A 20,527-nucleotide genomic window follows, 5' to 3' on the forward strand; every position below is an offset into this window, starting at 1 on the left:
TGCGCATTTTCCCTTTAAAGGAACGCAAAGTGTTGAAAAAATATATCCCCCTGCTGGTGCTGTTCTCCCTGCCTGCCCTGGCGGCCAAAGAAACCCTGACGGTTTACACCTACGACTCTTTCTCCGCTGAGTGGGGGCCGGGGCCGGCGATCAAAAAAGCCTTCGAAGCGCAGTGCAACTGTGAACTGAAATTCGTGGCGCTGGAAGACGGCGTGTCGCTGCTCAACCGTCTGCGCATGGAGGGCAAAAACAGTAAAGCCGACGTGGTGCTGGGGCTGGACAACAACCTGCTGGACGCCGCAGAGAAAACCGGACTGTTCGCCGCCTCCAACGTGGACACGACTCACAGCACGGTACCCGGCGGCTGGAAGAACACCACCTTTGTGCCCTACGACTACGGCTGGTTTGCCTTCGTTTACGACAAAACTAAACTGCAAAACCCACCGAAAAGTCTGAAAGAACTGGTCGAGAGCGACCGCCCTCTGAAGGTGATCTATGAAGATCCCCGCACCAGCACCCCAGGCCTGGGCCTGCTGCTGTGGATGCAGCAGGTCTTCGGCGAGCAGAGCCCCGAAGCCTGGCAGAAGCTGGCGAAGAAGACCGTCACCGTAACCAAAGGCTGGAGCGAAGCCTACGGTCTGTTTCTGAAAGGTGAAAGCGATATGGTGCTCAGCTACACCACCTCCCCTGCTTATCATCTGATTGAAGAGAAGAAAGATCGCTACGCCGCCGCCAACTTCAGCGAAGGCCACTACCTGCAGGTAGAAGTGGCAGGTCAGCTGCGCGCCAGCAAGCAGCCAAAACTGGCGCAGCAGTTTATGCAGTTCGTCATGACTCACCCCTTCCAGAACACCATTGCCACCGGCAACTGGATGTATCCGGCCATCAACATACCGCTGCCTGCCGGTTTCAATACTCTGACCGTGCCGGCAAAAACATTGCAGTACAGCCCACAGGACGTGGCAAATCAGCGCAGCAACTGGATTAGTGCATGGCAACGCGCCGTCAGCCGCTAATTCCCGCCTGGTTAATCCCTGGCGGACTGGCTGCTCTGCTGCTGGTCAGCGTAGCTCTGCTGGCGTTTTTCGCCCTGTGGCAAAATGCACCCGCTACCGACTGGCGCGGTCTGTGGCAGGACAGCTATCTGTGGCACGTGCTGCGCTTCTCCTTCTGGCAGGCGCTGCTGTCGGCATTGCTATCGGTGCTGCCGGCGATTCCGCTGGCGCGCGCCCTTTACCGACGCCGTTTTCCGGGGCGCACCACGCTGCTGCGGCTGTGTGCCATGACGCTGGTGCTGCCCGTGCTGGTGGCGGTCTTTGGTATTCTCAGCGTCTATGGCCGCAGCGGCTGGCTGGCACAGATCTGCGCCCTGCTCGGCATTGACTATGCCTTCACACCGTACGGCCTGCAGGGCATCCTGCTGGCCCACGTTTTTTTCAATCTGCCGCTGGCTACCCGCCTGCTGTTACAGGCGTTACAGCAGATCCCCGGTGAACAGCGACAGATCGCCGCCCAGCTTGGGCTGGACGGCTGGGCGCATTTTCGTCTGGTCGAATGGCCGTGGCTGCGGCGACAGATTCTGCCCGCCGCTGCCCTGATCTTTATGCTGTGCTTTGCCAGCTTCGCCACCGTGCTGTCGCTGGGCGGTGGCCCACAGGCCACGACCATTGAACTGGCGATCTTCCAGGCGCTGAGCTTCGACTACGATCCCGGACGGGCCGCTCTGCTGGCGTTGCTACAGATGCTGTGCTGCCTGGGGCTGGTCATGCTCAGCCAGCGCCTGAGCAAAGTCCTGCCGACGGGCAGCGACAGCCTGGGCGGCTGGCGTAATCCACAGGACAGCCGCCGCGCGCGCCTGCTTGACGGGCTGTTTATCACCGCCGCACTGCTGCTGATCCTGCCGCCGCTGCTGGCGGTAGTGGCCGACGGACTGAATCAGGGGTTCAGCGCAGTGCTTCATCAGCCCGCGCTGTGGCAGGCGATGCTGACCTCACTGCGCATCGCGCTCGGCGCGGGGGTGTTAAGCGTATTGCTCACCCTGATGCTGCTGTGGAGCAGCCGCGAACTGCGGCTGCGTCAGCAGGTACTGTGGGGTCAGGCGCTGGAACTGAGCGGGATGCTGATTCTGGCCATGCCGGGCATCGTGCTGGCTACCGGCTTTTTCCTGTTGCTGAACCAGACTATCGGGCTGCCGGACTCGGCAGAGGGGATTGTCATTGTCACCAATGCGCTGATGGCCGTTCCTTATGCAATGAAAGTGCTGGAAAACCCGCTGCGCGATATCGCCGGGCGTTATAACAACCTCTGTCTTTCGCTGGATATTCGCGGCTGGAACCGCCTGCGGCTGATTGAGCTGAGTGCCCTGAGGCGCCCGCTGGCCCAGGCGCTGGCATTCGCCTGCGTGCTGTCGATTGGCGATTTTGGCGTGGTCGCGCTGTTCGGCAATGAAAACTTCCGTACTCTGCCGTTTTATCTTTATCAACAGATCGGTTCCTACCGCAGCAGTGATGGCGCGGTGACCGCCCTGCTGCTGCTGCTGCTCTGTTTCCTGCTGTTCACCCTGATTGAAAAACTGCCGGGACGCCATGTTAAATCTGACTAATCTGACCTATGTCTATCACCATCTGCCGATGCGCTTTACGTTCAGCGTGCAGACCGGGGAACGTGTCGCCATTCTCGGCCCCAGCGGGGCAGGGAAAAGTACCCTGCTCAGCCTGATCGCCGGTTTTTTGCCGGTTAACGGCGGTGATTTACAGCTAAACGGTACGGCACACCGCGACAGCGCACCGGCGCAGCGTCCGGTGTCGATGCTGTTTCAGGAAAATAACCTGTTTCCCCATCTTAGCGTGGCGCAAAATATCGGACTGGGGTTACACCCCGGACTGAAGCTCAACCACCAGCAAAAACATGAGTTGCAGAACATTGCGCAGCGCGTGGGGCTGGCAGAGCATTTACAACGCCTGCCGCATCAGCTTTCCGGCGGCCAGCGCCAGCGTGCGGCCCTCGCGCGCTGTCTGGTGCGTAAGCAGCCGATCCTGCTGCTCGACGAGCCGTTTTCCGCCCTCGACCCGGCGCTGCGTAAAGAGATGCTCTGTCTGGTAGATGAGGTGTGTCTTGAGCGCAATATGACCCTGCTGATGGTCTCGCACAGTATTGAGGATGCTGCGACTATTGCGCCACGCAGCCTGTTGATTGTTGACGGCAGGGTGTACTGGGATGGCGACACCGCGCAGTTACAGCGCGGTGCCGTGCCGGAGTCGGCCGTGCTGGGGATTGCGTCAGAAGAACACATCCCACAGTAGGTGACGGAAAATCGGCATCATCGGGTGGAACTGAATCGCGGTGAAGCTGGCTACCGCCAGCAGCAGCATCAGCGGTGCCAGCCAGTTCAGTCGTGCGCGCGGCAGCATAGCCGTGGCCCAGTCGTTTTGCTTCTTTGAGCGCAACCAGCGCCAGCACAGCCAGCCGCCCAGCCAGACCAGTATCGCCACGCCCAGCAGCAGCCACTTAAACAGGCCGCTACTGGCCTCTTTTGGCACGTCAATTGCCACACCGGCGAGGATACCCGGCAGTAAATAAAGCGGCGGCCAGAGAATACAGCCGATGATATTCGGTGGGATAAACTTCTTCACCGGCAGTTCCAGCATCCCGGCCACCAGCGGGATCAGCGGACGCGTCGGTCCGACAAAGCGCCCGACGATAATGGTAAACATGCTGTGTGCATGCAGCGCATGTTCGGTTTTATTCATCAGCGTCTGGTGCTTTTTAATAAACGACCAGCGATGCAGCGGCCCTTTAAACTGCCAGCCAATAAAGTAGGAGATCCAGTCACCAAGCAGGCAACCGATCGTTCCAACGGCCCAGGCAGGATACAGCCCAATCTGCCCGCTACCTATCAGGGCACCAAACGACGCCATCAGTACCGTACCCGGTAACAGCAACCCGACCAGTGCCAGCGATTCAAAGAACGTCACCAGCCCAATGGCAAGCAGTGACCAGGCCAGCGATTGGGTGATTAAATGTTGTAGCCAGGCTTCCATAACATTCCAAACTGATTAACAGAATCCTGGATTCTCCAGAGGCTTCTGTAAAGCGTCAAGGTCTGTTTTGTATACGAACGTAGCCTGAGAGAACAACCGCCCGAACACTGTATAAATAAACATGCTATTATTAGCACTTAATCGCCGGGGGGAAGAGTGTGAACGACGCACGCGCAGGATTTTTATTAACTCGCCACTGGCGGGATACGCCGGCAGGCAGCGAAATCACGCTGTGGCTGGCAACCGATACGGGACCTCAGCAGGTAATACTGCCCCCGCAGGAATCCGTGGCGTTTATTCCTGCCGAACAGCAGGCTGCCGCTGCCGCGCTGTTAACGTCTGAACGCCACTGGCGTTTCGCCCCGCTTGAAATGAAAGATTTCCGCCAGCGCCCGGTGGTGGGCCTCTATTGCCGTCAGCAGCGCCAGCTCCAGCGGCTGGAAAAACTGCTGCGCGAAAATGGCCTGACGGTCTACGAAGCGGATGTTCGCCCACCTGATCGTTTCCTGATGGAGCGCTTTATTACCGCACCGGTGTGGTTCAGCGGCCAGCCCGCCGGAGACCGCCTGATCAACACACGCCTTAAACCTCACCCTGACTACCGTCCCCCGCTGAAATGGGTTTCGCTCGATATTGAAACCACACGCCACGGTGAGCTTTACTGCATCGGGCTGGAGGGCTGCGGTCAGCGCGATGTCTATATGCTCGGCCCGGAAAACGGTAATGCCAGCACGCTCGATTTCAATCTGGAATATGTCGCCAGCCGGCCACAGCTGCTGGAAAAACTCAACGACTGGTTCAGCCGCCACGATCCTGACGTGCTGATCGGCTGGAACGTAGTGCAGTTCGACCTGCGCGTGCTGCAAAAACACGCCGATCGCTACGGCATTCCGCTGAAACTGGGGCGCGGCCACAGCCCGGCCCTGGAGTGGCGTGAACACGGGTTTAAACCGGGGGTCTTTTTTGCCCAGGCCAGCGGGCGTCTAATCGTCGACGGTATCGATGCCCTGAAGTCCGCATTCTGGAACTTTGAGTCGTTCAGTCTGGAAGCGGTATCGCGAGAGCTGCTGGGAGAAGGGAAAGCCATCAATAATCCCTGGCAGCGCATGGAGGAGATCGACCAGCGCTTTGCCGAAGACAAACCCGCCCTTGCCCACTACAACCTCAAAGACTGTGAACTGGTGACCCGCATTTTCCAGCATACCGAACTGATGCCGTTCCTGCTGGAACGGGCTTCGGTCAATGGTCTGGCAGTCGACAGGCACGGCGGATCCGTCGCCGCATTCAGCCATCTTTATCTGCCGCGTATGCACCGGGCGGGGTTTGTTGCGCCGAACATGGGGGATGTGGCACCGGAAGCCAGTCCGGGTGGCTACGTGATGGACTCACGCCCCGGCCTGTATGACTCGGTGCTGGTGCTGGACTATAAAAGCCTGTACCCGTCGATCATCCGCACTTTCCTGATTGATCCGGTGGGGCTGGTCGAGGGGATGGCGCAGCCGGATGACGCCCATGCCGTCGCCGGGTATCGCGGCGCCTTCTTTTCACGCACCAACCACTGCCTGCCCGCCATTGTTAACCAGATCTGGCAGGGGCGTGAAGAGGCAAAAAAACAGGGCAACAAACCGCTGTCGCAGGCGCTGAAAATCATTATGAACGCCTTCTATGGCGTGCTGGGCACCAGTGCCTGCCGCTTCTTCGATCCCCGCCTGGCCTCATCGATCACCATGCGCGGCCACGATATTATGCGCCAGACGCGTGAGCTGATTGAAGCTGAGGGATATGACGTGATTTACGGTGATACCGACTCCACCTTCGTCTGGCTGAAGTCGGCACAGGATGAGACCCGGGCCGCAGAGATTGGCCATCAGCTGATCGAAAAAGTGAATCACTGGTGGCAGCAGCATCTGCGCGCTGAATTCGGGGTCGACAGCGCGCTGGAGCTGGAGTACGAAACGCACTTCAGCCGCTTTTTAATGCCGACTATTCGCGGGGCTGAACAGGGCAGCAAAAAACGCTACGCGGGGCTGATCCGCAGCGGTGATAATCAGCGCATGGTATTTAAGGGTCTGGAAACCGTTCGTACTGACTGGACGCCGCTGGCGCAGAAATTTCAGCAGGAACTCTATCTGCGTATTTTCACCGGGCAGCCCTATCAGGACTATATTCGCGAAACCGTGCGCCAGCTGCTGGACGGTGAGCTGGACGATCAGCTCACTTACAGTAAGCGTCTGCGCCGGCCGCTGGGTGAATATCAGCGAAATGTTCCCCCGCATGTCCGTGCCGCACGTATTGCTGATGAACAAAACCAGAAGCTTGACCGACCGTTGCTGTACCAGAAAGGGGGGAAAATTCGCTATGTCATGGCCACCTCAGGCCCGGAACCGCTGGAGGCCCGTCTTACCCCGCTGGACTACGATCACTACCTCACACGCCAGCTTCAGCCGGTGGCTGATGGCATTCTGCCCTTCATGCAGGATGACTTTGCTACACTGGTGACGGGACAGTTGGGGCTTTTTTGACAGGTGACGAATGGACGGCCTTCCAGTACCATACGTTTCTTCCTAAGTATCAATCGTTCTGAATTCACCGCCAGGTACTTTTTCTACCGGGCTGCAGTGCTATTGCCTGAAACAAACTAGACGAGAATCGAGCCGAATATTTATGCCTTTTACACTTGGTCAACGCTGGATAAGCGATACGGAAAGCGAACTGGGACTGGGAACGGTGGTTGCCGTAGATACACGTATGGTCACCCTTCTTTTTCCTGCTACGGGCGAAAACCGTCTCTACGCCAGAAATGATTCTCCGATCACCCGCGTGGTGTTCAATCCCGGTGACACCATCACCAGTCACGAAGGCTGGCAGATGGAGGTTGACGAGGTAAAAACCGACAATGGCGTGGTCAGCTACGTCGGAACCCGGCTTGATAACCAGGAAGCAGACGTTGTTCTGCGTGAAGTGATGCTCGACAGTAAGCTGGTGTTTGGTAAGCCACAGGACCGCCTGTTTGCCGGGCAGCTCGACCGTATGGACCGCTTTGCGCTGCGTTTTCGCGCGCGTAAATATCAGAGCGAGCAGTATCGCCTGGCGACCAGCGGACTGCGCGGGATGCGTACCAGCCTGATCCCTCATCAGCTGCACATTGCACACGATGTGGGCCGCCGCCACGCGCCACGCGTGCTGCTGGCGGATGAAGTGGGCTTAGGGAAAACGATTGAAGCCGGGATGATCATTCACCAGCAGCTGCTGGCAGGCCGCGCCGAACGTATTCTGATTGTGGTTCCGGAAACCCTGCAACATCAGTGGCTGGTCGAAATGCTGCGTCGTTTTAACCTGCGCTTTGCGCTGTTTGACGATGACCGCTACGCCGAAGCCCAGCACGACAGCGACAACCCCTTCGAAACCGAGCAGATGATTATCTGTTCGCTGGACTTTGTCCGCCGTAACAAGCAGCGTCTGGAAAAGCTGGCCGATGCCGAATGGGACCTGATGGTGGTGGATGAAGCCCATCACCTCGTCTGGTCGGAAGAGGCACCGAGCCGTGAGTACCAGGTGATTGAACAACTGGCCGAACAGATCCCCGGCATTCTGCTGCTGACCGCTACCCCGGAACAGCTGGGGATGGAAAGCCACTTCGCCCGTCTGCGCCTGCTGGATCCAAACCGCTTCCACGACTTTGCGCAGTTTGTTGAAGAGCAGAAACACTTCCGTCCGATTGCCGACGCCGTGGCGATGCTGCTGGCGGATAAGACGATCAGTAATGACGAGCTGAACCGGCTCAACGATCTGATGGGTGAGCAGGATATTGAGCCGCTGCTGCAAACGGCCAACAGCGACCGCGAAGGCAAGCTGGAGGCGCGTCAGGAGCTGATCAGCATGCTGATGGACCGCCACGGCACCAGTCGCGTGCTGTTCCGTAACACCCGTAACGGGGTGAAAGGCTTCCCGAAACGCGAACTGCATCAGATCCGCCTGCCGCTGCCCACGCAGTATCAGACCGCGATTAAAGTCTCCGGCATTATGAGCGCACGTAAATCGGCCGATGAGCGCGCCCGCGATATGCTCTACCCGGAGCAGATTTATCAGGAATTTGAAGGCGACAGCGGTACCTGGTGGAACTTCGACCCGCGCGTCGAGTGGCTGATGGGCTTCCTGACCAGCAACCGCGACAAGAAAGTGCTGGTCATCTGTGCCAAGGCCGCTACGGCGCTGCAGTTGGAACAGGTTCTGCGCGAACGCGAAGGCATCCGTGCCGCCGTGTTCCATGAAGGCCTGTCGATTATTGAACGCGACCGTGCAGCCGCCTGGTTTGCCTCCGAAGAGGACGGTGCCCAGGTTCTGCTGTGCTCTGAAATCGGTTCTGAAGGCCGTAACTTCCAGTTCGCCAGCCAGATGGTGATGTTCGACCTGCCGTTCAACCCGGACCTGCTGGAACAGCGTATTGGCCGTCTTGACCGTATCGGTCAGGCGCATGATATTCAGATCCACGTGCCTTACCTGGAAAAAACCGCCCAGTCGGTGCTGGTGCAGTGGTATCACCAGGGGCTGGATGCGTTCGAACACACCTGCCCGACCGGGCGCACGGTTTACGACAGTGTTTACGCACCGCTGATTGAATATCTTGCCTCACCGGAAAATACCGAAGGGCTGGATGACTTTATCCACGAGTGTCGCAAACAGCATGATGCCCTGAAAGCCCAGCTGGAACAGGGGCGTGACCGTCTGCTGGAGCTGAACTCCAACGGCGGAGAGAAAGCACAGGCGCTGGCGAATAAAATATCCGAACAGGATAACGATATTGAGCTGGTCAACTTCGCACTCAATCTGTTTGATATCGTCGGTATCAACCAGGAAGACCGCAGCGATAACCTGATTATTCTCACACCGGGCGACCATATGCTGGTGCCGGACTTCCCTGGACTGCCAGAAGATGGCTGTACGATCACCTTTGACCGTAACCAGGCGCTGTCGCGTGAAGATGCGCAGTACGTCAGCTGGGAACATCCGATTATTCGCAACGGTCTGGACCTGATCCTCTCCGGCGATACCGGCAGCTGTGCGATTTCGCTGCTGAAGAACAAGTCTCTGCCGGTGGGAACGCTGCTGGTCGAGCTGATCTACGTGGTTGAGGCCCAGGCACCGAAGCATCTGCAACTGACCCGCTTCCTGCCGCCGACCCCGGTACGCATGCTGGTTGACCGTAAGGGGACAAACCTGGCGGCCAAAGTTGAATTTGAAAGCTTTAACCGTCAGCTTAACGCGGTTAATCGCCACACTGGCAGCAAGCTGGTGAATGCGGTACAGCAGGACGTGCATGAAATTATCAAGCTGTCGGAAGATCAGGCCGCTGTCGAAGCCCGCAAGCTGATCGATGCCGCGCGGGTGGAAGCCAACGAAAAGCTGAGCAGTGAGCTGTCGCGTCTGCAGGCACTCAGCGCCGTCAACCCAAACATCCGTCAGGATGAGATTGAGGCGCTGGAAAGCAATCGTGAGCAGGTGCTGGCCAATCTCGACGAAGCGGGCTGGCGTCTTGATGCGCTGCGTCTGATTGTTGTGACGCATCAGTAAATGATGATGGCACCCTACAATCCGCCGCTGGAGCCGTGGCTGCATATTCTGTATCAGGATGAGCACATCATGGTGGTCAACAAACCCAGCGGGCTGTTGTCCGTTCCCGGCCGCCTGGAGGATCACAAGGACAGCGTCATGACGCGCGTTCAGCGTGATTATCCGGCGGCGGAATCGGTGCACCGGCTGGATATGGCCACCAGCGGTGTCATTGTGGTGGCGCTGACCAAAGCGGCTGAGCGCGAGTTAAAGCGCCAGTTCCGCGAACGTGAGCCGCAGAAAACCTATGTGGCGCGCGTCTGGGGGCACCCGCAGCCGGAGAAAGGCGTGGTAGATTTACCGCTGATTTGCGACTGGCCGAACCGGCCAAAGCAGAAGGTGTGTTTTGAAACCGGGAAGTCAGCGCAGACGGAGTATCAGGTGCTGGATTATGCCAGTGATAACAGCGCCCGCGTACAGCTGAAGCCGATTACCGGTCGTTCACATCAGCTGCGCGTTCACATGCTGGCGCTGGGGCATCCGATACTCGGCGATAACTTCTATGCGCACGACGAAGCAAAAGCGATGGCGACACGGCTGCAGCTGCATGCCGAAAGCCTGAGCATTACCCATCCGCAGTTCGGTACGCCGATGACGTTTCGCCAGCCGGCGGAATTTTAATCAGGTAGGGGCGACCGGAAAAAGGGTCGCCCCTACGTAGGGCCGCCCTTTTCCACCGATTATTTAAAACCTTTCTCGCGTTTAATCAGATCGTACGCGCCCTGAATTTCCTGCGCTTTCTGCTTCGCCATCTCCATCATCTCCGGTGGCAGACCCTTCGCGACCAGTTTATCCGGGTGGTGCTCACCCATCAGCTTACGGTAGGCACGCTTAATCGTGGTGGCATCATCGCTGCTCTTCACGCCCAGCACGCTGCAGGCATCTTCCAGCGTCGGGCCTCGCTGTGCCCCGGCAAAGCCGCCCTGTGAAGAGCCGCCGTAGTGGGCACCGCCGCCAAACTGCTGGCCGCTTTCCATCATGCGCAGGAATTGATCAAACTGCGTGCGGGAAATGCCCAGCTCTTCGGCGATCACATACAGCACCTGACGCTCATTGGGATGCAGTGAACCATCAGCGAACGCCGCCTGAATCTGAATTTCCAGAAACATACGGATCAGGTCAAAACGGCCAAAACAGGCGCTGCGCAGCTCGCGCAGTTTATCTCGCAGGGGATAATCCCCCTGTTTGCCTTCACGAAAGGCCTGCTGCGCTGCGGTACGTCCCGCCGCATCCAGCCGCATACGGTCCATTAACAGCGAAGCCATCTGGATATCGGCGTCCGTAACCCGGCCTTTCGATTTCGTCAGATGCCCCATGACCTGGAACGTGGTGCGGAAAAACAGCGCCTGACGTGTCTGCTGGTTGGCAAAATAGCCCTGACGAGCAGGAGACCGCGCTTTATCAACCAGATGCCCGACCAGCAGGCCAATGACAACGCCCCAGAAGCCTGCGCCGGAGAATAAACCCAGAACAAGACCCAATACTTTTCCCCAATAGCGCATATACTCCTCAATTCGCCATGCTGAAGGCTAAAAATTGCATTATCATACCTGTCATTTATCTCACAGCCTATTGGTACGCGGCCAAACAACCAGAAGTATACCCGAATGATTTCAAGAAGCAGAAGGCCGTTCCGGGCGTTTCCAGAGACTGACTTCCCTCAGTTGACCAGGGCCGGGGCTGCTGCCAGACTCGCTTTAAACTTGAAAGATACCGTGTATGACTAGCGCAATGCCGTTGAGTACGTTAGTCTCTGACCGTTTGTCGGCATGATGCCAGTGATTACGGAATTCTCTAAACCGCGTATGAATAAAAGACTACCTACGTTGCTGGCCACATTGATTGGCACAGCGCTTTACAGCCAGCAAGGGCTGGCCGATGACCTCGCATCACAATGTATGCTTGGGGTGCCCAGTTACGACCGTCCTTTAGTGCAGGGAAAGGCCACAAACCAGCTACCCGTAACCATTGATGCGGATCAGGCCAAAGGCAACTATCCGGATAACGCCGTATTTACCGGCAATGTCGATATCCGTCAGGGCAACGGCCGTCTGCAGTCTGATGAAGTCCAGCTCCATCAGAAGACACTCAACGGTCAGACTACCCCCACCCGAACGGTTGATGCACTCGGTAATGTGCACTATGACGACAATCAGGTCATCCTGAAAGGTCCGAAAGCCTGGTCCAACCTGAACACCAAAGACACCAACGTGTGGAACGGTAACTATCAGATGGTAGGCCGCCAGGGGCGTGGTGACGCAGATCAGATGAAGCTGCGCGATGATAACCGCTACACCATCCTGGAAAACGGCACCTTTACGTCCTGCCTGCCAGGCCAGAACAGCTGGAGCGTCGCCGGTTCTGAAATTATTCACGACCGCGATGAGCAGCTGGCCGAAATCTGGAATGCGCGTTTCAAACTGGGCCCGGTGCCGGTGTTTTACAGCCCGTACCTGCAGATCCCGGTGGGTGATAAACGCCGTTCAGGTTTCCTGATCCCAAATGCTAAATACGGCAGCACCAGCGGCTTCGAGTTTATGCTGCCGTACTACTGGAACATCGCGCCGCAGGCCGATGCCACGCTGACGCCGCACTATATCAGCCGTCGCGGCACCCAGTTCCAGAACGAATTCCGCTACCTGACCGATGCCGGATCCGGTCTGATGGAGTTCGATTACCTCGGTTCCGATCGCGTTTACAACAATGAACACCCGGACGATAAAGACGCGCACCGCTGGCTGTTCTACTGGAACCACTCAGGCGTTTACGATCAGCACTGGCGCTTCAGCGCTGATTATCTGAAAGTCAGCGACCCGTATTACTTTACCGATCTCGATTCGGTATACGGTTCAACGACCGACGGCTACGTCACGCAGAAATTCAGCGTTGGTTACGCGGACACCAACTGGGATGCCACGCTGTCAACCAAGCAGTTCCAGATCTTCTCGACTAACGCCAATAACGACGTTTATCGCGCTGAACCGCAGTTTGATTTCAACTACTACCAAAATGACGTCGGCCCGTTTGATACCCACCTGTATGCGCAGGCGGTGAAGTTTACCAACGTCAATGAGCGCATGCCGGACGCCACGCGTCTGCACCTTGAGCCAACTATTGATCTGCCGCTGTCCAACCGCTGGGGTAGCCTGAACACGGAAGCGAAACTGCTTGCTACCCATTATCAGCAGGACGACATCGAGTATTACAATCAGAACATTGATACCACAAAAACCAACCAGTTGAAGGGCACCGTTAACCGCGTAATGCCGCAGTTCAAGGTTGATGGCAAGATGGTGTTCGACCGCGATATGGACTGGGCACAGGGATATACGCAGACGCTGGAACCGCGTATGCAGTACCTCTACACCCCCTATCGTGACCAAAGCGATATCCGTGCTTACGACTCCACGCTGCTGCAAAGTGACTATACGGGCCTGTTCCGCGACCGCACTTACAGCGGTCTGGATCGCATCGCATCGGCTAACCAGGTTACGACCGGGGTGACCACGCGAATTTTTGATAACGATCTGGTTGAACGTTTTAACGCTTCCATTGGTCAAATCTACTCGTTCACTCCAGCGCGTACCGGGTTGAACACCACCGGCGACGACGATCGTGGCAGCCTGGTGTGGGCTGGCGACAGCTACTGGAAGATTAGTGACCGTTGGGCCGCGCGCGGTGGACTGCAGTACGACACCCGCCTGGATGATATTTCTCAGGGTAATGCCGTGCTGGAATGGCGTCGTGATGCTGACCGCATGGTTCAGCTGAACTACCGCTATACCAGCCCGGAGTATATTCAGCAGACGCTGACGCAGTTAAACAATCAGCTGTATCAGAAAGGGATTTCACAGGTTGGCGCAACGGCCAGCTGGCCTATCGCCGATGCGTGGTCCGTGGTTGGAGCCTGGTATTACGATACCAAAGCCAATCAGGCAGCCGATCAGCTGCTGGGCGTGCAGTACAGCTCCTGTTGCTATGCGATCCGCCTGGGCTACGAACGTAAAATCAAGGCCTGGGAAAACGACAACAGTAAGTACGACAATAAAATCTCGTTCAACATTGAACTGCGTGGCCTCAGCCCAAGTTATGGCTTAGGTACCGGTCAGATGCTGCGTCAGGGCATCCTGCCTTACCAACGCGCTTTCTGATGTTGTCATGTTTGGTATGCAAACCCGCAGTGCGGATAGAAGAATGGAAAAAGTATGAAGAACTGGAGAATGCTGATCCTCGGTGCAGCCCTGACAGCCAGCACTGCGTTCGCAGCCCCGCAAGTTGTTGATAAAGTTGCCGCTATCGTGAATAACGGCGTAGTTTTAGAAAGTGACGTGGATGGCATGATGCAGTCCGTGAAAGGCCAGGCGCAGCAAGCTGGTCAGCAGCTACCGGATGACAAAACCCTGCGTCATCAGATCGTTGAACGTCTGGTGATGGACAACATTCTGCTACAGATGGCTAAACAGGCGGGCATTCAGATCACTGATGCCCAGCTGGATCAGGCCATTGCCAATATCGCCGCGCAGAACAAAATGAGCGTCGATCAGCTGCGTAGCCGCCTGGCGTACGATGGCATGAACTATGCCACCTACCGTGAGCAGATCCGCAAGGAGATGACCAGCTCGGAAATTCGTAATAACGAAGTTCGCCGCCGCGTCACCATTCTGCCGCAGGAAGTGGATCAGCTGGCAACGCAGATGGCCTCTCAGAATGATGCAGGTACTGAGCTGAACCTCAGCCACATCCTGCTGCCACTGCCGGAAAACCCAACGCAGCAGCAGGTTGATGACCAGGAAAGTCTGGCCAAACAGCTGGTCAGCGAAGCGAAATCGGGTTCTGACTTCGGTAAACTGGCCATCACCTACTCTGCCGACCCACAGGCGCTGAAAGGCGGCAACATGGGCTGGGGCCGTATTCAGGAGCTGCCATCTCTGTTCGCTCAGGCGCTGGTGACGGCGAAAAAAGGCGATATCATTGGTCCGATTCGTTCCGGTGTTGGCTTCCATATTCTGAAAGTTAACGATATGCGCGGTGACAATCAGAGCATTTCAGTCACCGAAGTCCATGCCCGCCATATCCTGCTGAAGCCATCACCGATTATGACCGACGATCAGGCGCGCCAGAAACTGCAGGAAGTCGCCGCAGAGATCAAAAGCGGTAAGCTGACCTTCGCCGACGCCGCGAAACAGCTGTCGCAGGATCCCGGTTCAGCGAACCAGGGCGGCGATCTGGGCTGGAGTTCACCGGAAGTGTTTGATCCTGCGTTCCGTGATGCCCTGCTGCGTCTGCAGAAAGGCCAGATGAGCGGCCCGGTTCACTCGTCCTTCGGCTGGCACCTGATCCAGCTGATCGATACCCGCAAGGTCGATAAGACCGACGCGGCGAAAAAAGAGCGCGCTTACCGCCTGCTGTTCAACCGTAAGTTCTCAGAAGAAGCGCAAACCTGGATGCAGGAGCAGCGCGCGGCCGCCTATGTGAAGATTCTGGATGCGAATGCTCAGTAATCAACGCGTCGTTATCACTCCCGGCGAACCCGCCGGGATTGGTCCTGACTTAATCGTTCAACTCGCCCAGCAAGACTGGCCGGTTGAACTGGTTATCTGTGCCGACCCCGAGCTGCTGCGCACCCGCGCGGCAGCTTTGCATTTACCCCTGACGCTGCTCGGGTATCACCCGGAAAGCACTGCGCAACCGCAGCGGGCGGGAACGTTAACCGTGCTCCCTGTGCCACTGGCACAACCTGCCGTTGCCGGTGAACTCTGCGTGGATAACGGCCACTATGTGCTGGCCACGCTGGCGCGAGCCAGCGATGGCTGCCTGAGCGGAGAGTTTGCGGCACTGATTACCGGGCCGGTGCACAAGGGCGTGATTAACGAGGCCGGGATCCCTTTTAGCGGTCATACTGAATTCTTCGCCGAACGCGCTGAGTGTGAGCGCGTGGTGATGATGCTGGCAACGGAAGAGCTGCGTGTTGCGCTGGCGACCACCCACCTGCCGCTGAAAGATGTTGCCGCCGCCATCACCCGCGAAAGCCTGCATGAGGTGATTACCATCCTGCATGCCGACCTGCAACGTCAGTTTGGCCGGGCTGATCCGCATATCTTTGTTTGCGGTCTGAACCCGCATGCGGGTGAAGGCGGTCATATGGGCCGCGAAGAGATCGATGTCATTATCCCGGCGCTGGATGAACTGCGCCAGCGTGGGATAAAACTGACCGGGCCACTGCCTGCTGATACACTGTTCCAGCCCAAATATCTGCAACATGCCGATGCCGTGCTGGCGATGTATCATGACCAGGGGCTTCCGGTGCTAAAATATCAGGGCTTTGGTCGGGCGGTGAATATCACCCTCGGTCTGCCATTTATCCGCACGTCTGTTGACCACGGCACAGCGCTTGAGCTGGCTGGAAGCGGTCAGGCTGATGCGGGCAGCTTTAAGACGGCGCTTAACCTCGCCATTACCATGATTAAGAGCAGTAATGAATAGTCGCGTTCACCAGGGCCATTTTGCCCGCAAACGTTTTGGACAGAACTTCCTTAACGATCCGTACATTATCGAAAGCATCGTCAACGCCATTCACCCGCAAAAAGGTGAAGCCGTTGTCGAAATCGGCCCAGGCCTTGCCGCTCTTACCGAGCCGGTAGGAGAACGTCTGGATGCCATGACGGTTATTGAAATTGACCGCGATCTGGCTGCACGCCTGCAGACTCACCCGTTCCTGGGCCCCAAGCTGACGATTTTCCAGCAGGATGCAATGGCGTTTGACTTCGCCGCCTATGCACAGGAAAAAGGTCAGAAACTGCGCGTGTTTGGTAACCTGCCGTATAATATTTCTACTCCCCTGATGTTCCACCTGTTCAGCTATACGGGTGCCATTCAGGACATGCACTTTATGTTGCAAAAAGAAGTGGTGAATCGCCTGGTTGCCGGTCCTGGCAGTAAAGCCTATGGCCGCCTGACCGTGATGGCACAGTATTACTGCCAGGTGATCCCGGTACTGGAAGTGCCACCCGAATCCTTTACCCCGGCCCCGAAAGTCGACTCTGCCGTGGTGCGCCTGATGCCTTATGCGCAAATTCCGCACCCGGTAGACGATATTCGTGCCCTGAGCCGCATCACCACGGAAGCCTTCGGTAAACGCCGTAAAACCCTGCGTAACAGCCTGGGTCACCTGTTCTCTGCTGAAGCCCTGGCAGAAATGGATATCGACCCGACGCTGCGCGCAGAGAATATCAGCGTTGCACAATATTGCCGTATGGCCAACTGGTTGACTGCGCATCCTCAGCCGCAGGAGAACTGAGTATGAACGATACGCCCAAAGTCTGTGTTCAGGTACAAAGCGCTTATATCGCGTCGCAGTCTGCACCTGATGAAGAACGTTACGTGTTTGCTTATACCATCACGATACGTAACCTCGGGCGTATCCCGGTTCAGCTCATCGGTCGTTACTGGTTGATCACCAACGGTAACGGCCGCGAAACTGAAGTTCAGGGCGAAGGTGTGGTCGGCGAACAGCCGCACATTGAGCCCGGCGGCGAGTTTCAGTACACCAGCGGCGCGATTCTTGAAACGCCAATGGGAACTATGCAGGGCCACTATCAGATGATCGACGCCGGGGGTAACCCCTTTGACGTTGATATCCCGGTCTTCCGTCTGGCGATTGCCACTCATATCCACTAAATCCGGCCTTTTTGCATGAGCACTTATTTAATCGGCGACGTTCACGGTTGCTACGACGAGCTGCGTTTGCTGCTCGATCAGGTAGCCTTCGACCCTCAGGTTGATCAGCTATGGCTGACCGGTGACCTGGTCGCGCGCGGACCGGCTTCGCTGGAAGTTCTACGTTTTGTGCGCTATCTCGGCGACTGCGTAAAAATGGTGCTGGGTAACCATGACCTGCACCTGCTGGCGGTCTATGCCGGTATCAGCCGCAATAAACCGAAAGACCGTATCAGCCCACTGCTGGAAGCGCCTGACGCTGACCTGCTGATCAACTGGCTGCGTCGTCAGCCGCTGCTGCAGGTGGATGAAGAGAAAAAACTGGTGATGGCGCACGCGGGTATCACCCCTCAGTGGGATATTGAAACCGCGATTAGCTGTGCGCGCGAAGTGGAGGCGGTACTGAGTAGCGACACCTACCCGCTGTTCCTTGATGCCATGTACGGCGATATGCCGAACAACTGGATACCGGAACTGAGCGGTCTGGCACGTCTGCGCTTCAGCACCAACGCCCTGACGCGTATGCGTTTCTGCTTCCCGAACGGTCAGCTGGATATGATTGCTAAAGAAGCGCCTGACAGCGCTCCACCGCCGTTGAAACCGTGGTTCACCCTTCCCGGTCCGGTATCACGCGAATACACGATTGCTTTTGGTCACTGGGCGTCGCTGGAAGGTAAAGGCACACCGGAAGGTATTATTGCGCTGGACACCGGCTGTTGCTGGGGTGGCACCCTGACGATGCTGCGCTGGGAAGATAAGCAGGTATTTGTACAGAAATCCAACCGTAAAAACGAAACCGTATAGCGGGTCGGGCATGCCCGGCCCGGGTGTTTTTAGCGGCGGTCTAAAATTTCAAAGCAGAAGCTGTGCGAGTTTTTCTCATCCGCATCGTGGAACTCGCTAAAGGTGGACTGCCACTCATCCGGCTCGTAGTCAGGGAAATGAGTATCCCCTTCCACTTCTGCATCAATGTGCGTCAGATACAGTCGATCAGCGCGCGCCAGCAGCTGTTCATATACCCGGCCGCCGCCAATCACCATTAACTCTTCCACATCGCCCGCCGTTTTCAGCGCTTCGTCCACGGAAGTCACCCACGTCACGCCTTCTGCATCGCCTTTATGGCTGCTGATGACGATATTCAGACGGCCCGGCAGCGGGCGACCGATTGATTCCCAGGTACGACGCCCCATAACCACCGGTTTGTTCAGGGTGTGCTTTTTAAACCACGCCAGGTCAGCCGGCAGATGCCACGGCATGGCGTTTTCCATCCCAATGACGCGGTCGGCCGCAAGGGCTGCAATCAGGCTAATCATCATATAAAACTCAGCAGGGGGTAAAATTGGCGCCATCATACGGAAAGGCGAAACTTTCGTCGATAGCTAAGCGGAGGATATTCAGTAAAGGTTGATCAGGTTATCGGTTGCGTCACCTTCCCACCGTTTTTCACCATGCAAAAAAGCGCGGACATGGTAGAATCCGCCGTTCATTCAGCCACAGACTGCCGCCATGTTAGAAACCAGTTTATTTGTCGCCACGATCGCGGCGCTCGGGATGCTCTCCCCCGGCCCTGACTTTTTCCTGATCATTAAAAATGCCGCACGTTACCGCCGCAGCGCCGCGATGATGAGCGCGCTGGGGGTCAACTGTGCCGTCGCCACGCATATGGCTTACTGCGTCGCCGGGCTGGCCGTTGTGATTACCACCACCCCGTGGCTGTTTATGCTGCTGAAATATGCCGGTGCCGGTTACCTGATCTACATCGGTATTCAGGCACTGCGATCGCGCGGCAGCAGCAAAATGGATCTCAGCAATGTCGTACAGGAAAAGACCTCACTGAAAAAAGCCTTTTTACAGGGCTACCTGTGCAACCTGCTGAATCCGAAAGCGACGCTGTTTTTCCTGTCGATCTTCACGCAGGTACTGAACGTGAACTCTGGCGTACACGAAAAACTGCTGTATGCGGGCATTATTCTTGGCCTGTCCACGCTGTGGTGGCCGCTGCTGGTGGTGCTGATCCAGAGCGGTCCGGTGCGTCGCGGGCTGGCTAAAGCTCAGCGCATTGTGGATAAGCTGCTGGGCGGGGTATTGATCGCGCTGGGTATTAAGGTCGCGCTGTCCTGATACACGCTACGGGCCGACCGGAAGAAATGGTCGGCCCCGGAAGAACGTTGTTATTCACTGCACTACAGGGGCGCTTATTACTTTTTGTTATTCAGTCGGTTAAATTCGTCTTTGGCTTTTTGTAACTGAGTAACGAAAGTCGGTTCCGCATGCAGGCGCGCGACAATAGCAGAGGCCACGACCCGTGCGGCCGTCACATCACTCTGCCAGTGATAACCACAAATCACCCGGCTCTGCCCCATCTCATAGCCCCGTTGTAAAATCTGCCCCTGCCGTTCGCTATTGATTTCCGCCAGCACCAGCGCGGTTGCCCAGCCAATCGTGGTATGCCCGGAAGGGTATGAGCCGTTGGTGGAAAGCTTACCCTCTTCATCCGCGCGACAGGTGGCTTCATGATAGAAGGCAAACGGCCGGATGCGCATGTAATGCTCTTTGGCGCTGCGGGTGGCAAGATCGCCCGCATCTTCACGCATTTTCTTCACCAGCCGATATTGTTCAGGCGTTTTCTCAGGCGAGATCGTCATGCCATAGGCCTCTGAAAACGCTTCCGGCACGCCATCACCCTCTACATTGGCATCCTTCCAGGCCTGCTTTCCTCGCGGCGTATTGCGCAGCATTTTACCCACATCGTACTGGGCTTTATCATTCAGGAATTCGATGCTGTCCATGGCCGGAGGAGGAGGAAGCAGTGCCAGGCTGTCGATAGCCTGTGACTCTTTCAGGAAGTAAACGTCAGGTTTTGTCGTGACATCCTTAGCTGCCCAGGCAAACTGCGATATCACTGCACCGATCAGCGTGGCCAGTACGATTTTTTTCATGCTTAATTTCCCTATATTCATTGGTATCAAATGGACTGTTCTTCAGCCCAAAATGTAAAAAATCCAGCCAGGACAATACTATAGAACACGATAGATGCTGCAACAGCACAGATCACAAAACCGGCAATCCCTGTCATAAATCAGTCATAAAAAAGGCCGATCGTAAGATCGGCCTGGCAGGGTCAGCGGGATGAGCCATTGACTGGCCCATCTGAACGAGGT

General features: G+C 56.7%; 17 protein-coding genes. 13 read left to right on the forward strand and 4 right to left on the reverse strand.

Annotated features, from left to right (window positions below; genetic code table 11):
* Positions 1-29 precede the first annotated feature (29 nt).
* The 3 genes from thiB to thiQ are packed head-to-tail and all read left to right on the forward strand — an operon-like array spanning position 30 to position 3,302.
* Positions 30-1,016, forward strand: coding sequence for a thiamine ABC transporter substrate binding subunit (gene thiB / locus ABEH87_RS10720; protein WP_346576367.1), 987 nt, complete (start codon positions 30-32; stop codon positions 1,014-1,016).
* Positions 992-2,602: a thiamine/thiamine pyrophosphate ABC transporter permease ThiP gene (gene thiP, locus ABEH87_RS10725; protein WP_346576368.1), complete on the forward strand. Its 1,611-nt coding sequence runs from the start codon at positions 992-994 to the stop codon at positions 2,600-2,602. The genes thiB and thiP overlap by 25 nt, the downstream gene beginning before the upstream one ends.
* Entirely contained in the window at positions 2,586-3,302 is a 717-nt protein-coding gene (thiQ, locus tag ABEH87_RS10730; RefSeq protein ID WP_346576369.1) for a thiamine ABC transporter ATP-binding protein ThiQ, read from the forward strand. The genes thiP and thiQ overlap by 17 nt, the downstream gene beginning before the upstream one ends.
* On the opposite strand, the gene ABEH87_RS10735 is transcribed toward thiQ, so the two are convergent.
* Entirely contained in the window at positions 3,279-4,040 is a 762-nt protein-coding gene (locus tag ABEH87_RS10735) for a DedA family protein (protein ID WP_346576370.1), read from the reverse strand. The two genes, thiQ and ABEH87_RS10735, sit on opposite strands and share 24 nt — an antisense overlap.
* Positions 4,041-4,198: 158 nt before the next feature.
* On the opposite strand from ABEH87_RS10735, the gene polB reads away from it, so the two are divergent.
* The 3 genes from polB to rluA all read left to right on the forward strand — a co-directional run bounded on the left by polB (position 4,199) and on the right by rluA (position 10,271).
* Positions 4,199-6,562 carry a DNA polymerase II gene (polB, locus tag ABEH87_RS10740; RefSeq protein ID WP_346576371.1) on the forward strand — a complete coding sequence of 788 codons (2,364 nt, stop codon included), beginning with the start codon at positions 4,199-4,201 and terminating at the stop codon, positions 6,560-6,562.
* 142 nt (positions 6,563-6,704) lie between these two features.
* Complete coding sequence (gene rapA, locus ABEH87_RS10745; RefSeq protein ID WP_346576372.1) at positions 6,705-9,611, forward strand: RNA polymerase-associated protein RapA; 2,907 nt, start codon at positions 6,705-6,707, stop codon at positions 9,609-9,611.
* Complete coding sequence (rluA, locus tag ABEH87_RS10750; protein ID WP_346576373.1) at positions 9,612-10,271, forward strand: bifunctional tRNA pseudouridine(32) synthase/23S rRNA pseudouridine(746) synthase RluA; 660 nt, start codon at positions 9,612-9,614, stop codon at positions 10,269-10,271.
* 59 nt (positions 10,272-10,330) lie between these two features.
* Here rluA and djlA read toward each other — a convergent pair whose 3' ends face one another.
* Positions 10,331-11,152 (reverse strand): co-chaperone DjlA, encoded by an 822-nt coding sequence (gene djlA / locus ABEH87_RS10755; RefSeq protein WP_346576374.1) that lies wholly within the window; start codon positions 11,150-11,152, stop codon positions 10,331-10,333.
* Positions 11,153-11,419: 267 nt separating this feature from the next.
* Here djlA and lptD point away from each other — a divergent pair, with 267 nt between their 5' ends.
* From lptD to apaH, 6 genes are read left to right on the forward strand one after another with little or no spacing between them, the layout of a single operon-like run.
* The gene (gene lptD / locus ABEH87_RS10760) at positions 11,420-13,801 is read left to right on the forward strand and encodes an LPS assembly protein LptD (protein WP_346576375.1); all 2,382 of its coding nucleotides are present in this window, start codon (positions 11,420-11,422) and stop codon (positions 13,799-13,801) included.
* 54 nt (positions 13,802-13,855) lie between these two features.
* Positions 13,856-15,151: a peptidylprolyl isomerase SurA gene (gene surA / locus ABEH87_RS10765; protein WP_346576376.1), complete on the forward strand. Its 1,296-nt coding sequence runs from the start codon at positions 13,856-13,858 to the stop codon at positions 15,149-15,151.
* A complete protein-coding gene (pdxA, locus tag ABEH87_RS10770; protein WP_346576377.1) occupies positions 15,141-16,133 on the forward strand; it encodes a 4-hydroxythreonine-4-phosphate dehydrogenase PdxA in 993 nt (330 codons plus the stop codon). Before surA ends, pdxA begins: the two co-directional genes overlap by 11 nt.
* Positions 16,126-16,947, forward strand: coding sequence for a 16S rRNA (adenine(1518)-N(6)/adenine(1519)-N(6))-dimethyltransferase RsmA (gene rsmA / locus ABEH87_RS10775; protein ID WP_346576378.1), 822 nt, complete (start codon positions 16,126-16,128; stop codon positions 16,945-16,947). The genes pdxA and rsmA overlap by 8 nt, the downstream gene beginning before the upstream one ends.
* A 2-nt stretch (positions 16,948-16,949) precedes the next feature.
* Complete coding sequence (apaG, locus tag ABEH87_RS10780) at positions 16,950-17,327, forward strand: Co2+/Mg2+ efflux protein ApaG (RefSeq protein WP_346576379.1); 378 nt, start codon at positions 16,950-16,952, stop codon at positions 17,325-17,327.
* A 15-nt stretch (positions 17,328-17,342) separates the two neighbouring features.
* Positions 17,343-18,170, forward strand: a complete 828-nt coding sequence (apaH, locus tag ABEH87_RS10785) for a bis(5'-nucleosyl)-tetraphosphatase (symmetrical) ApaH (RefSeq protein WP_346576380.1) — start codon at positions 17,343-17,345, stop codon at positions 18,168-18,170.
* A 29-nt stretch (positions 18,171-18,199) separates the two neighbouring features.
* Here the strand turns inward: apaH and folA are convergent, their stop codons facing one another.
* Positions 18,200-18,682 carry a type 3 dihydrofolate reductase gene (gene folA, locus ABEH87_RS10790; protein ID WP_346576381.1) on the reverse strand — a complete coding sequence of 161 codons (483 nt, stop codon included), beginning with the start codon at positions 18,680-18,682 and terminating at the stop codon, positions 18,200-18,202.
* A gap of 190 nt (positions 18,683-18,872) precedes the next feature.
* Here folA and ABEH87_RS10795 point away from each other — a divergent pair, with 190 nt between their 5' ends.
* The gene (locus ABEH87_RS10795) at positions 18,873-19,487 is read left to right on the forward strand and encodes a LysE family translocator (protein ID WP_346576382.1); all 615 of its coding nucleotides are present in this window, start codon (positions 18,873-18,875) and stop codon (positions 19,485-19,487) included.
* Positions 19,488-19,564: 77 nt separating this feature from the next.
* Here ABEH87_RS10795 and ABEH87_RS10800 read toward each other — a convergent pair whose 3' ends face one another.
* On the reverse strand, positions 19,565-20,305 hold the full coding sequence (locus ABEH87_RS10800) for a phosphatase PAP2 family protein (RefSeq protein WP_346576383.1): 741 nt from the start codon (positions 20,303-20,305) through the stop codon (positions 19,565-19,567).
* Between the last annotated feature and the right edge of the window lie 222 nt (positions 20,306-20,527).

It is taken from the genome of Erwinia sp. Eh17-17 (assembly GCF_039675725.1).
GTDB lineage: Bacteria > Pseudomonadota > Gammaproteobacteria > Enterobacterales > Enterobacteriaceae > Erwinia.